The sequence below is a fragment of the Flavobacterium chungbukense genome (assembly GCF_020805785.1).
Taxonomy (GTDB): Bacteria; Bacteroidota; Bacteroidia; order Flavobacteriales; family Flavobacteriaceae; genus Flavobacterium; species Flavobacterium chungbukense.
The window spans coordinates 980,807-993,721 of sequence record NZ_JAJGZV010000001.1 but is presented as its reverse complement, the minus strand read 5'-3'; the positions used below and the strand labels follow the sequence as shown (position 1 = coordinate 993,721).

Below are 12,915 nucleotides of genomic sequence, written 5' to 3'. Positions count from 1 at the left end.
TAATTATTTTGATGCTGCTATTGTAAGTGCTTCCGTTATCGCATTGGCTCCAAGAGTCAGTTTAAAATCGTTTTCTCCGTATCCTCTTGCTCCCTTCATAGACAAATTTGCTGCCTGTCTAAATAGTTCTTCTGAAACTGTTTTTCCTTTAAGAAATTCTTCTGTTTCAGTTAATCTCCAAGGTTTGTGTGCTACACCACCCATTGCCAATCTAGCATTCTCAATTACATTGTTTTTAAGATCTAAAGCCACAGCAACCGAAACTAAGGCAAAGGCATAGCTAGTTCTGTCACGAACTTTTAGATAATGTACATTTTTAGTAAAATTATGATCTGGAATTTCAACTGAAGTAATCAATTCTCTACTATCTAGTGTGTTGTCTTTTTCAGGTGTATTTCCCGGTAAGCGATGAAAGTCTGTAAAATTAATTTGGCGTTTCCCTTTTGGACCTTCCACTAAAACCGTTGCATCTAATGCAGCCAAAGCAACGCACATATCGCTTGGATGAACAGCAATACAACTGTCTGAAGCTCCAAAAATTGCCGACATTCTGTTTGAACCGCCAATAGCACCGCAACCGCTTTTTGGAACACGTTTGTTGCAAGGCATATCGGTATTATAAAAATAAGAACAGCGTGTTCTTTGCAACATATTTCCTCCAACGGTTGCCATATGTCTAATCTGTTGAGATGCACCAGCAGCTAAAGCCAAGGCAAGCAAAGGATGTTTTTCTTTGATGGAGGAATCTTCTGCGACCTGACTATTTTTAGCCAAGGCACCAATTGAAACTTTACCTTTTAAGAATTCAATTTTCTTTAAATCCAATCCGTTGATGTCAACCAGTTTGTCTGGAGCCACGACGTTTTTTTTCATTAAATCAACCAAATTAGTTCCTCCTGCAATAAACATCGAAGAATTATCTTTAGCTTTTCCTGTCACTGCCGATGAAGCCGACAATGCTTTTATAATTTGAAAGTTTTTCATAACTCCTTCCCTCCTTCCTTCACTTCTGTTATGGCATCAACGATATTATGATACGCTCCACAACGGCAGATATTTCCGCTCATATATTCGCTTATTTCCTCTCTGCTATTGGCATGACCTTCTTTTATACAGGCAATTCCAGACATAATTTGTCCCGGTGTACAATAACCGCATTGAAAACCATCATGTTTGATAAATGCTTCCTGCATGGGATGCAATTTTTTACCATTTGAAAGTCCCTCGATTGTGGTAACCTGAGCATTCTGTTGCATTGATGCTAATGTGAGACACGATAAAATTCTAGTTCCATTTACGTGAACTGTACAAGCACCGCATTGCCCGTGATCACAACCTTTTTTGGTTCCTGTAAGATGCAGTTGTTCTCTCAACAAATCAAGTAAAGTAGTTCTTGGTTCGATATTGAGATTGTGTTTCTGACCATTTACTTCAATAGAAAGCGATACGGTTTCTAAATACTCCGCAATTTTTTCATCCCATTTCTTGTCTGATGCCATTACCAATGTTGGCGGCGTAAAAGCAAGAGCAGTAAAAAGTCCTGATTTCTTTATAAAGTCACGACGGGAATTGGAGTCTTCCGGAGTTACTTTATTCTGGTTTGTTTTTTTAGAAGCCATTCAGTCTATTTGTTAAATTAGCAAATTCACTTTTTGTCATTCTAACAAATTTAAGCATCTTAAATCACAAAAAGTTATGAAATTCAAACATTACTCTTATTTAGAATAATTACAACTTTGTGCTTTTTTTAACGCAAAGCGCGCAAAGTTTTTTTGTTTTAGAGTATTTTATAAAATTGTAAAGTTCGCAAAGGTGGAAATTAATAAAGCTTTGCGAACTTTGCTTTCACTAAAGATAAAAGTGATACAAAAAACTTTACGCGCTTTGCGTTAAAAACAGATCCCAAACTGGTTAATTCTTTATTTTGAAAATTGTATTTTTACAAGAATTAAGTTTCTATTATGCAGAATCAACAACCTATTTATCTCGATAATAATGCCACAACTCGTGTTGATGATAGAGTTTTGAATGCAATGCTTCCTTATTTTACTGATTTTTATGCCAATTCTACAAGTCAGCATATTGCAGGATTAACAGTAAAAGAAGCCGTTGAAAATGCCGCATGGCAGACTGCCGATTTAATCAATGCTGAAGCCGAAGAAATCATTTTTACCTCTGGCGCCACTGAAGCAATCAATCTGGCGATAAAAGGTTTGGCTGACCAAGATCGAAAACACATCGTAACCATTCAAACAGAACATAAAGCGGTATTAGAAACTTGTTGTTTTATGGAAAATAACGGTTTTGAAGTAACCTATTTGCCAACCGCTTCAGACGGTATTTTAGACATTAAACTTTTAAGCGAAATAACAACAGATAAAACACTGGTTTTTATAGGAATGCTTTCTAACAATGAAACGGGTGTCATACAAAATGTTAGCGAAATTTCTAAAGTTTTAAAAGCAAAAAACATTCTTTTTTTATGTGATGCAACTCAGTCCACTGGAAAAATCCAAATTGACGTTAAAACTTTAGGAATTGATCTCTTAGCCCTTTCTGCACACAAATTTTATGGTCCTAAAGGAATTGGCGCTTTGTATATTTCGGCAAGAGCAAAACTTAAATTACTACCTCAAATTATTGGCGGTGGACAACAAAAAAAATTGCGAAGCGGCACCCTAAATGTTACTGGTATCATTGGTTTAGGCAAAGCTGCAGAAATTGCTGTAAATGAATTAGAAAAAGACAGCAACAGAATTAAAATTTTAAGAGATAAACTTGAAAAAGGTTTATTACAATTTGAAGGTTCTTTTGTGAATGGAAATATAGAAAACCGAATTTATAACACTTCTAATATTTGTTTTCCTGGAGTAAATTCAGAACAATTGATTTTGGGTTTAGGAAATATTTCAGTTTCAAATGGAGCTTCTTGTTCGGCAGTAACATCTAAGCCTTCTCATGTTTTGAAAGCGATGGGATTGTCTGATGAAGAAGCTTTGAGTTCAATAAGGTTTAGTTTGGGAAGATTTACAACTTCTGATGAAATTGAGATTGCTATTGAGCAGGTTTTTAAGATTGCAATAGAATTAAAAGTCTAGTTTGTCAAATGACAAAAAATACGTAATACTTTCTACAGATTGAAAAAAAACTCTGAACCTTTGCAACTTTGTCCCTTTGCACCTAAAACCTAAGAAATCAAATTCTTATAATCTTCTTCGGTATCAATATCGATATTACCGTTTTCAAAAACTACAGAAACAACATCTTCAGCATATTTATTAATTAGTTTTTTTGCGCCTTCTTGCCCTTTCAATCGCAGTAATTTTTCGAAATATTTTTTATGAAATAAAACAGGCGTCCCAAAAGTTTCAGAATAAGCAGAAGCAGCAATTCCTTTTTTAGTTCTTTCAGATTCTTTTCGTAAATTTTCAAAAACAGAGCTTGTTATAAATGGCTGGTCACAAACTGCTAAAATGCAGTTTTCACAATTGGGATTTAAAAGTAATAATTGTTCAACGCCTTTTATTATTGAAGAAGACATTCCTGTTTGCCATTCAGAGTTGAAAGTAAGTACAACATTATCAAAATTAAGTTCTTTTTCGATCAAATTATTGTTTGAACCAGTCACAACTATTGTAAAAGCATTTTCAACCTTTAAAGCTTCCAAAAATGTATTTTTAAGCAGCGTTGATTCTTTATATTTCAGCAATTGCTTAGGTCTTCCCAATCTAGAAGAATTACCCGCTGCGAGTATAATTATGGCAGTTTTATTTCGAAATTTCTTGTCCATATTCAATTTCATCGTGTATCTTGCCTTCTTTATATTTTAATGAACTTCCTATTCTTCCTGTCGCAAAAGCCTTAATTTCTGAGACTATAGATAATGCAATTTCTTCAGCAGTTTCAGATCCAATATCTAAACCAATAGGACTATGAACTCTTTTCAATTGTTCTTCACTTAAAATAGTTCCAACGCTATAAAGATCATCCAACATTCGGTTAAACTTTGATTTTGGACCCAGAATTCCAATATACTGACAATCAATTTCAAATAATGATTTTAAAACCGCTAAATCATATTTATAGTTGTGTGTCATTAAAACAAAAAACGTTTGATCATCAGGAACAATATGATCTAAAAATTGATCCGGTTTAACGACACTTACACGATCAGCTTTTGGAAAACGTTTTGTAGTAGCATGTGTAGCACGACCTTCCTGAACAGTGATTTTCCACCCTAAAATAGCTGCCATTTTTACCAATGGTTGCACATCGTTTCCTGCTCCAGCAATTACAAGAGAAATTGGTGGTTTTACATATTCAATTAGAGCCTCGTCATCATTTACTTCCATTAATTTCTTAACAATGGACTTTTTACTTTTTAAAACCTCATTTACGTCCGCAATCAAATTTAAAACATCAATATCATGATGCAAAACTGGATTGTCTTTCCTAAAAAAAAGTGATGTCCCGATTTGCTTTGCTCCTCTTTTTAAAGAAAAAACAGTCACAACAACTGCTTCTTTTCTTTCTGCCTCTAATTGACGCAAAAGTTCAATCGGATTACACAAAATCTCTTCATCTATATATTCAAATAAAATATGAACAATTCCATTGCATCCTAATTGCAGGCCAATTTCTGCATCGTCTTCATTACTGGTGTTATAGGTAATTAGTTTACTTTGTTTTTGATGAATAGAAAGAAGCGCTTTTCTTAATGCATCTCCTTCCAAACAACCACCGCTAATAGCTCCAGTAAGAATTCCATCATCTGTTACCAGCATGCGTGCGCCAGGTTGTCTATAAGAAGAACCTTCCACTTTTACCACTGTAGCCAAAGCGCATTTTTTACCTGCTTTTCGTGCTTCAGAATAAGATTTTAGTATATCACTTATTTCCTTCATATAAATTTCCTCTTAAACAAAAATAAGCAAATCTTTTAAAGCGAGATAATTCCCATTACAAAAGCTGTCTGAACCGCTTCTGCCGTATTGGTTACTTTTAATTTTTCTATGATGTTTTGTCTATGTCGTCGAACAGTATAAACCGAAATGTGCATTTCTGCCGCAATTTGTTCACTTTTATTTCCTTTTGCAACGCTGTTTAAGACTTCTATTTCTCTTTTAGAAAGAATAGTTTCTGCATTGTTTTTATATTTTTCAGCTTCAATAACTTCTCCGGTTTGAATATTGAAAATCTTTCCATCAATACCGTTTCTTGTCTGTAAATCTGCGGAAGGCATATACAAACATAAAGCAAGAGAAATACTTCCGTTACTGAAGGTTTTAAGATAAATAGTACGATGATTGATATAAGAGCATTTTTCAACAAAATCTTTCATTCTCAATCTGCTCAATGTGCTAAAATTAGAATATTCTTCTTTCGGAATTCCTTTTAAAAATTCATAAAAATTAAGTTCTAAAATATGGCGTTCAACCAAATCGTCTGAATTAATTTTAGTAAAAATACATTCTTCAAAAGCAGAATCAATTACAGAATTTTCATTTGGAAGTCCGAATACGGAGCCAAAATTTCCCGCAAAAATATAACTGCAATCTGCCTGATAATCTGATAAAACTGCCACACATTGTTCAATCTTAACATAATTTGCAACAAATTCTTTGTACATTTCTATGTCATTAGATTCTTCAATGTCAAACTTTTGTTCTAAAAATGTATGCATTAATTGATTTTCGACAGAAGGATTTTGTGGCATTTAAAAAGAGTGGAATTGGTTAATTTTACGTATTGCGGTTCTTATTTGGCAATTTTATTTTTGGAAAATTAAAAATATCACTTTCTATCCCAAAAAAATAATTTATGAAAACATTTTTTTACAACGTTATTATTCTAAGTCTTTTTATAGCAAGCTGCAATAATAAAAAGGAAACATCGAAAACTGCTATTACAGAAGAAATAAAAAAAGATTCGGCAATTGTCAACGGTTCACCTTGCGACATCAAACTGTCAAGTATTCATTTTACTAAAGCTGTAAATGGTGCCGACAGTTTAATTAAAAAAGAAGCAAATGAAAAAATAATTTTTAAAGCAGGCGAAAAATCGGATTATTTTTCTGATCCTGACGGAAAATTATCGAATACAACAGCACCAATGCTTTTATCAAAAGTAGACAATACCAAACCTTTTACGCTTACCGCGAAAGTTACGCCTGAATTTACAGCTAAAGGTTTGTATAATGCTGGGGTTTTATACATTTATGTGAACGATAGTTTTTATCAAAAATTTTGTTTTGAACAAGACGAAAGAGGCAACCACAGAATTGTAACCGTTCGTACTATGGGAACTTCTGACGACAATAATCATGATGTGGTGAAACAGCCTTCAGTTTACATGAAGATCTCTTCTGATACCAAAACAGTTGCTAGTTATTATTCTATTGATAAAAAGAACTGGCAGATGGTTCGTTTGTACAAAAACAATTATCCAAAAGAAATCTGGATGGGAATTAGCACGCAATGTCCTATAGACAAAGGAACTCAAAGCAATTTTGAAGAAATTGCTTTGGAAGAAAAAAGTGTTTCTGATTTTCGTTTAGGAATTTAATACAGCATCTAAATCTTTGACCTAAAATGTTTTGTTGTTGTTTGCTTAATTATTTTTTCAAATTAACGTATGATTTATATTACTAAGTTTTGTATTTTTATCTTAATCAAAAATGAATTATTACCTAACTTTAATAAAAAACTACATGGGAAAATTTGTAATTACTAAAAGAACCAATGGCGAATTTCAATTTAATCTGAAAGCTGGAAACGGACAAACTATTCTAAGCAGTGAAGGTTATGCTTCAAAATCTGGTGCCGAAAACGGAATAGAATCTGTAAAAAAGAACTCGCAGGACGATTCTAATTACAGCAAAGAAGAATCAAAAAGCGGTAAACCTTATTTTAATTTGAAAGCTGGAAACGGACAAATTATTGGTTCAAGCGAAATGTATGAAAGCACTTCTGCAAGAGATAACGGAATAGCATCGGTAAAATCAAACGCTCCAGAAGCAACTATTGATGATCAAACAGTATAATTAAAACTGTTTTAAACATAAAAAAAGCGAGGTAAAATGCCTCGCTTTTTTATTGTCTAAATATTTATTTCTTAATCTAATAAAAACACAATCAATCCTCTTGCGCCGTGAGCACCAAGAACTAAAGATTGTTCAATATCTGCTGTTTTTGACGGACCAGCTATAAAAGTTCCAAAACCATATTCCATGTTTCCAATTCTATTGTAAGCCTGCTGCATCGTTGGAAGAATATCTTTTTTATAAACTACAATGGCTAAATATTGTGCGATAAAAGGCGCTACACGTTGTCCTAAAATATCATCTGTTACCCAAAGTCCGCTGTTTTCTGCTACTCCAAAATGTGCTTTTACAACTGTTAATTCAACATCTTGTAATGAATGCGGATCGACCTCTTTCCAATCTAAAGAAGCAATTTCTGAAAGTTCTGGAAGTGTTGTAATTAATCGTTTTTCAAGATTATAATTGGATTTGATGTAATTGATAATTTCGCCATAATTCGCAACTTCAACAGGATCTCCTCCAATTCCTTTCAAAACCGTTTTGTACGTTTCTATAACATCAAATTGTTCTGAACCTAAAAGATTTAAATCTGGCAGTTCTGAAACCAATTCCGGCTGATTCGCTTTTATTCTTTTTAAAATATCGCCTTTACTACTCATTCTTTTTATCTTTAGATTCTCTCGAATTTTTCTTGTACCATTCTCTAAAAGATTCTTCAGGAACGTCTGGCATTTCGCGCTGATCGTACCATTTATTCATCTTATTATTGACCATTCCTGGAATATTCTTCATTACAAATCGTCCTGATTTCCCAGCAATATTAAAAACTGTTGGATTTGCCAATACTGTTGCCATCGTTTTCATCGCTACTGTTTTGGCAGTTGGTGTATGCCCTTCCTTTACCAAAACCTGACGCCATTTGTACAATTGATCGTGAATATCAATTTTTACAGGACAAACATTGGTACAAGAACCACAAAGCGTACTGGCGAAAGGCAGATCGGCATTTTTGCTCATATCTAAGTTTGGCGCTAAAATAGAACCAATTGGTCCCGCAACCGCATTATGATAACTGTGTCCGCCGCTTCGTCTGTACACTGGGCAAGTGTTCATACACGCGCCGCAGCGAATACATTTTAGCGAATTTCTAAAATCTTCTCTTCCTAATTGTGTACTTCTTCCGTTGTCTACAATTACGATATGCATTTCTTTTCCGTCTCTTGGTTTTTTGAAATGACTTGAAAAAGTAGTAATTGGCTGACCCGTTGCACTTCTTGCTAACAATCGCAGGAAAACACCTAAATGTTCTCTTTTCGGAATCAATTTCTCGAATCCCATACAAGCGATGTGGACGTCTGCTAAATGCGCGCCCATATCGGCATTTCCTTCGTTCGTACAAACCACAAATTCTCCTGTTTCTGCAACAGCAAAATTGACTCCGGTTAAAGCGACTTTTCTAGTCAAAAAAGTATTTCTCAAACTATGACGAGCCGATTCCGTTAAATATTGTGGATTAAAATTTCCTTTTTCTGTTCCTAAATGTTCGTGAAAAGTTTCACTTACATCTTCTTTCTTCAAGTGAATCGCTGGAAGTACAATATGACTTGGCGGTTCTTTTCTAAGCTGTACAATATATTCACCTAAATCAGAATCGATTACCTCTATTCCTTTTTCAGCTAAATAATCATTTAGATGACATTCTTCTGTAAGCATCGATTTGGATTTCACCATTTGCTTTACATCATGTTTTGCCATGATTGAATGTACAATTTCGTTGTGTTCTTTGGCATCGGCTGCCCAATGCACGATGATACCGTTTCGTTGTGCATTCGCTTCAAATTCGACTAAATAATCATGAATATTAGAAAGTACGTTTAATTTGATTTGAGAAGCTGTTTCGCGCAGCAATTCCCAATCTGCTATTTGGTGCGCTGATTTATCTCTTTTAGCACGAACAAACCAAAGTGTTTCATCATGCCAATTGACACGCTCTACATCTTTATTAAACTTTGTTGCGGCTTCGCTGTGCTGTATTATTTTTTCTGATGACATTTTCTATTATTTAAAAGTCAATTTTGAAATGTTTATTTAACCGCAAAGTTCGCAAAGGAAAAAGCGCAAGGTTCGCAAAGATTAAAATTAACTTTGTGAACCTTGCGTAAAACTTTGCGCACTTTGCGGTTAAATTTTATACTCAACATCTATATTAGTTTTCGAGTGAATTTAATATTTCGGCAATATGAATGGTTTTGATTCTGCTTTTTTGTCTTTTTAGAATTCCATCCAAATGCATTAAGCAAGACATATCACCTCCTGTAATATAATCCACATCATGACTTTCGTGATCTTTAATACGATCTTGTCCCATTTTTACAGAAACCGCTTCTTCGGTTACACAGAAAGTTCCACCGAAACCACAGCATTCGTCTTTTCTTGTTAAAGCAACCAAATCAAGACCTTCTATATTGTGCAATAATTGTTCAGGTTTCGAGAAAAATGGCGCGTTCAATTCAGACATCTGCGAAAGTTTTAATCCACGCTGACCGTGACAGCTTACGTGCATTCCGACTTTAAAAGGAAATTTTCCGTCGATATGATCGATTTTTAAAACGTCGGTTATAAACTCTGTCAGTTCGTAAACCGTATTTCGAATTGCTGTTGCTTTCTCTTCTTGTTTTTCGTCATGCAAATGGTCTTTCACATGCAAAACGCAACTTCCAGAAGGGCAAACGATATAATCAAATCCAGAGAAATTGGCAATAAAATTAGCATCGCAACCTTTTGTCAAATGTGCATAACCGCTGTTTGCCATAGGTTGTCCGCAACAGGTTTGTCCCATTGGAAAATGTACATCACAGCCTAATTTCTGAAGTAATTCGTAGGTTGCAATTCCTACTTTTGGGTAAAATTGGTCGACATAACAAGGTATAAAAAGTCCAATTTTCATATTGTAATATTTAGTGTGTTGTTCATTAGGCGTATACTGTAAAAATGTAAAAATTACGTTTCTCAGCAAATTTACAACATACAGAACGTTTTTACCTAATGTTTATAGAATTTCAAGTCAATTAAATCGTTCTGAATTGGTTTCGGATTCCAGTTTTGATGAATTGCTAATGCCGCACCCAATGCACTCGCTTGAGCCATCGAAGCCGCGTAAACTTCTACATCTGGAAAAGCTTCCGCTAATAAATTCATGTAAATGGAATTTTTACTGAAACCTCCATCTACAAAAATCTTTTTAACCGGACTGTTGTGAATCACCAAATTGGTAGAAAAAACCTGCTGTTCTACCAAATCCAACATTAATTGATGATAAGCTGTTTCGTAATCCTTAAAGTTTGAAAGATCTCTTTTTTGAAAAGGACATTCTTTCAGAATATCAAAATTGTATTTTTTCGGATAAATAATCTGGAAATTAAGTGCTCTTAAATTGGCTACTATTTTCTTATCAAAATATACTTCTTTATAAGTGTCAACTGGAACATTAAAATGCTCTGCCAAACGTTTGGTCTGAACTTCATGTTCATTTCCTGCAAATAAACGCGCTGCTTTTACTGGTTTTTCGGTGTATTGCATGTAACAAAGACAATCATTTTGCGATTCGTCAAAAGTTAAAGGTTTATTGTTAAAAGGATTTAAAGAAATGCTCCAAGTTCCTGTTGATAATAAAACAAAAGGCTCTGTAAAATTGATCGTGTATGGAATAATTGCCGATGAACTATCATGAAGACCAACTCCAATCGCTAGATTTTCGCGGGTCATGATGACATCTTTTCCAAAATGTATTGGCGGTATTTTCTCAGAGATATTTTCTTCTTTCAGCCATTTATGGTATTTCATTTTTTTGAAATTCCACATATTCGTATGACAGCCAATACTCGTAATATCTGCGTAAGCTTCATTCGTTAAAAGAAAACTTAAAAACTGAGGCAAGTGCAGACAGTATTTTACCTTTTCGAATAATTCGGGCTTTTCTTCTTTCAATCGGTAAATCTGCATTCCCGAATTTAAACTGCCTAAAACTGGAGAAGCTGTTTTTACAGCAAATTTCTTTTCTCCTTTGTATTTTTCATAGAAATTAGATTTTAATTCCTCTGGATAATCTTTAAGATAATTATACAGAGGAGTTAAAACTTTTCCATTTTCGTCTATGTAAACAAAACTGGCGCCGTAAGTGCTAAAATTGATGGCTTTTAAAACATAATCTTTAAGCTCTTTTATTTCAGATAATCGATCTAAAATCCAGTTTTTCAGTACTTCGATATCTTCACACGGAAATCCATCTTCGTCTGTCGTTTCATTCAGATTAACTGATTTTTCCCAGACAATTTTATAATTTTCGTTAAATAAAAAAACCTTTTTGTTTGTTTTACCAATATCAAAAATCGCAACTACATTCATTTTTCTAAATTGTAAAATGTTAATTATCAATCGCTAATTATAACTCACAATTTATAATTAGCAATTCATAATCTATAATTATAATCCCGTTGCCATTGTTTTTAAACCTCTTTCTTCGATAAGATTTTGTCTTACTTGAAGCGAACGATATAATGCTACTGGATTTAAAGCCGAACCAGAACGAAGACGAGCTTCTGCAACTAATGCGCGAACATCTGTACGGAAAGCATTCTGCAAAATTTCTTGTGCTTTTACTACATCATTTTCTTCTTGCGCTTGTTCTAAAGCTTTTCTGTCTACAGAAAGTGCTTGTGCGTAAGCAATCATAATTGCTTCAACAGATTGCAATAAATCTTCTAACGGATCTTTGATATTGTGAGAAGCATCGATCATCCAACCTAAATCTTTGGCATGATTCATTCCTCTGGCGTCCATCCCTTCTACTAATTCATTGAAAATCAAGAATAATTGATATGGTTTTAATGCACCAGCTGTTAAATCGTCATCACCGTATTTTGAATCGTTGAAGTGAAAACCTCCTAATTTATTGTCCATCAATAAAATAGAAACAATTTGTTCAATGTTTGCATTTGGTAAATGATGTCCTAAATCAACAAGCGTTTTTGCTTTGTCTCCTAATTTTTGAACATAAGAATAAGACTGTCCCCAATCTGCTACAGTTGTAGAATAAAAGTTAGGTTCAGCACATTTGTATTCTAAAAATAACTTCCAGTTTGAAGGCAATGCATCGTAGATTTCCTCTAAACTTTCTAATGTATTTTGGTATGCTTTTCTGAAATTTAACTGTCCTGGAAAGTTAGAACCATCTGCCAACCAAATAGTTAATGACTCAGACCCTAATTCGATTCCGTGTTTGATAACTTCAATATTGTGAGCAATTGCTTGTTTACGAACCGCTTTGTTTACGTTTTGTAAAGAACCATAACGGTAAGTATGCTCCGCGCTTGCTTGATCTTGAAAAGTATTCGAGTTCATAGCATCAAACTTCAATCCGTGCTGTCCTGCTAATGTTTTGATAGCATTATAATCTGTTGGAATATCCCACGGAATATGAAGTGAAATAGCTCCTGAAGCATTATTTAATTTGTGAAGCAAACCAACATCTTCTATTTTTTCTTCAATAGAACGAGGTTCTCCTCCTCCAGCAAAACGTCCAAATCTTGTTCCTCCTGTTCCTAAAGCCCAAGATGGAATTGCAATTTGAAAATCGATTAATTTCTGAATAATCGCTTCTGTATCATTAATTTCTGAAGCTGTAAAAACTAATTTATTCTGGTGTTTTTTGATTAAATCTTCGTTATGAGATTCGATGTGGTTTGATCCGATTAACATAGTTATTGATATTTTAATAGAGTTTACAAGATATAAATTTTATACGTTTAGTATATTTTTTTAACAACATAGTACCAAAATTTTTGACGCTGATTTTACGGATTCGCTATCGCGAA

Annotated in this window: 13 protein-coding genes; 3 read left to right on the top strand and 10 right to left on the bottom strand. The window is 34.0% G+C overall.

The genetic code is table 11. From position 1 onward, the window contains the following. Positions 1–3: 3 nt before the first annotated feature. Together LL966_RS04085 and LL966_RS04080 are read right to left on the bottom strand one after the other, a co-directional pair. Positions 4–984 (bottom strand): FAD binding domain-containing protein, encoded by a 981-nt coding sequence (locus LL966_RS04085; protein WP_229350448.1) that lies wholly within the window; start codon positions 982–984, stop codon positions 4–6. Next, positions 981–1,619: a (2Fe-2S)-binding protein gene (locus LL966_RS04080; RefSeq protein ID WP_229350446.1), complete on the bottom strand. Its 639-nt coding sequence runs from the start codon at positions 1,617–1,619 to the stop codon at positions 981–983. Before LL966_RS04080 ends, LL966_RS04085 begins: the two co-directional genes overlap by 4 nt. Positions 1,620–1,961: 342 nt before the next feature. Here LL966_RS04080 and LL966_RS04075 point away from each other — a divergent pair, with 342 nt between their 5' ends. Beyond that, positions 1,962–3,098 carry a cysteine desulfurase family protein gene (locus LL966_RS04075; protein WP_229350444.1) on the top strand — a complete coding sequence of 379 codons (1,137 nt, stop codon included), beginning with the start codon at positions 1,962–1,964 and terminating at the stop codon, positions 3,096–3,098. Positions 3,099–3,187: 89 nt separating this feature from the next. On the opposite strand, the gene LL966_RS04070 is transcribed toward LL966_RS04075, so the two are convergent. The 3 genes from LL966_RS04070 to LL966_RS04060 are packed head-to-tail and all read right to left on the bottom strand — an operon-like array spanning position 3,188 to position 5,683. Beyond that, positions 3,188–3,790 carry a nucleotidyltransferase family protein gene (locus LL966_RS04070; RefSeq protein ID WP_229350442.1) on the bottom strand — a complete coding sequence of 201 codons (603 nt, stop codon included), beginning with the start codon at positions 3,788–3,790 and terminating at the stop codon, positions 3,188–3,190. Further along, entirely contained in the window at positions 3,768–4,904 is a 1,137-nt protein-coding gene (locus LL966_RS04065; protein ID WP_229350440.1) for an XdhC family protein, read from the bottom strand. The genes LL966_RS04070 and LL966_RS04065 overlap by 23 nt, the downstream gene beginning before the upstream one ends. A 35-nt stretch (positions 4,905–4,939) precedes the next feature. Further along, the gene (locus LL966_RS04060) at positions 4,940–5,683 is read right to left on the bottom strand and encodes a response regulator transcription factor (protein WP_229350438.1); all 744 of its coding nucleotides are present in this window, start codon (positions 5,681–5,683) and stop codon (positions 4,940–4,942) included. Between the two features lie 137 nt (positions 5,684–5,820). On the opposite strand from LL966_RS04060, the gene LL966_RS04055 reads away from it, so the two are divergent. Both LL966_RS04055 and LL966_RS04050 read left to right on the top strand, forming a co-directional pair. Further along, complete coding sequence (locus tag LL966_RS04055) at positions 5,821–6,564, top strand: DUF1349 domain-containing protein (protein ID WP_229350437.1); 744 nt, start codon at positions 5,821–5,823, stop codon at positions 6,562–6,564. A 145-nt stretch (positions 6,565–6,709) separates the two neighbouring features. Then, positions 6,710–7,042, top strand: coding sequence for a YegP family protein (locus LL966_RS04050; RefSeq protein WP_229350894.1), 333 nt, complete (start codon positions 6,710–6,712; stop codon positions 7,040–7,042). A 71-nt stretch (positions 7,043–7,113) separates the two neighbouring features. Here LL966_RS04050 and LL966_RS04045 read toward each other — a convergent pair whose 3' ends face one another. The 5 genes from LL966_RS04045 to LL966_RS04025 all read right to left on the bottom strand — a co-directional run bounded on the left by LL966_RS04045 (position 7,114) and on the right by LL966_RS04025 (position 12,799). Continuing rightward, on the bottom strand, positions 7,114–7,701 hold the full coding sequence (locus tag LL966_RS04045; RefSeq protein ID WP_229350434.1) for a LutC/YkgG family protein: 588 nt from the start codon (positions 7,699–7,701) through the stop codon (positions 7,114–7,116). Continuing rightward, positions 7,694–9,094: a lactate utilization protein B gene (locus LL966_RS04040; RefSeq protein ID WP_229350432.1), complete on the bottom strand. Its 1,401-nt coding sequence runs from the start codon at positions 9,092–9,094 to the stop codon at positions 7,694–7,696. Before LL966_RS04040 ends, LL966_RS04045 begins: the two co-directional genes overlap by 8 nt. 154 nt (positions 9,095–9,248) lie before the next feature. Next, the gene (locus tag LL966_RS04035; protein ID WP_229350430.1) at positions 9,249–9,989 is read right to left on the bottom strand and encodes a (Fe-S)-binding protein; all 741 of its coding nucleotides are present in this window, start codon (positions 9,987–9,989) and stop codon (positions 9,249–9,251) included. 95 nt (positions 9,990–10,084) lie between these two features. Next, positions 10,085–11,446, bottom strand: coding sequence for an FGGY-family carbohydrate kinase (locus LL966_RS04030; RefSeq protein WP_229350428.1), 1,362 nt, complete (start codon positions 11,444–11,446; stop codon positions 10,085–10,087). 78 nt (positions 11,447–11,524) lie between these two features. Next, complete coding sequence (locus tag LL966_RS04025; protein ID WP_229350426.1) at positions 11,525–12,799, bottom strand: TIM barrel protein; 1,275 nt, start codon at positions 12,797–12,799, stop codon at positions 11,525–11,527. Positions 12,800–12,915: the final 116 nt, after the last annotated feature.

Bases quoted from the DNA above. Each gene is read 5' to 3' on its own strand.
- LL966_RS04085 (WP_229350448.1), bottom strand. From the start codon at position 984: ATGAAAAACTTTCAAATTATAAAAGCATTGTCGGCTTCATCGGCAGTG.
- LL966_RS04080 (WP_229350446.1), bottom strand. From the start codon at position 1,619: ATGGCTTCTAAAAAAACAAACCAGAATAAAGTAACTCCGGAAGACTCC.
- LL966_RS04075 (WP_229350444.1), top strand. From the start codon at position 1,962: ATGCAGAATCAACAACCTATTTATCTCGATAATAATGCCACAACTCGT.
- LL966_RS04070 (WP_229350442.1), bottom strand. From the start codon at position 3,790: ATGGACAAGAAATTTCGAAATAAAACTGCCATAATTATACTCGCAGCG.
- LL966_RS04065 (WP_229350440.1), bottom strand. From the start codon at position 4,904: ATGAAGGAAATAAGTGATATACTAAAATCTTATTCTGAAGCACGAAAA.
- LL966_RS04060 (WP_229350438.1), bottom strand. From the start codon at position 5,683: ATGCATACATTTTTAGAACAAAAGTTTGACATTGAAGAATCTAATGAC.
- LL966_RS04055 (WP_229350437.1), top strand. From the start codon at position 5,821: ATGAAAACATTTTTTTACAACGTTATTATTCTAAGTCTTTTTATAGCA.
- LL966_RS04050 (WP_229350894.1), top strand. From the start codon at position 6,710: ATGGGAAAATTTGTAATTACTAAAAGAACCAATGGCGAATTTCAATTT.
- LL966_RS04045 (WP_229350434.1), bottom strand. From the start codon at position 7,701: ATGAGTAGTAAAGGCGATATTTTAAAAAGAATAAAAGCGAATCAGCCG.
- LL966_RS04040 (WP_229350432.1), bottom strand. From the start codon at position 9,094: ATGTCATCAGAAAAAATAATACAGCACAGCGAAGCCGCAACAAAGTTT.
- LL966_RS04035 (WP_229350430.1), bottom strand. From the start codon at position 9,989: ATGAAAATTGGACTTTTTATACCTTGTTATGTCGACCAATTTTACCCA.
- LL966_RS04030 (WP_229350428.1), bottom strand. From the start codon at position 11,446: ATGAATGTAGTTGCGATTTTTGATATTGGTAAAACAAACAAAAAGGTT.
- LL966_RS04025 (WP_229350426.1), bottom strand. From the start codon at position 12,799: ATGTTAATCGGATCAAACCACATCGAATCTCATAACGAAGATTTAATC.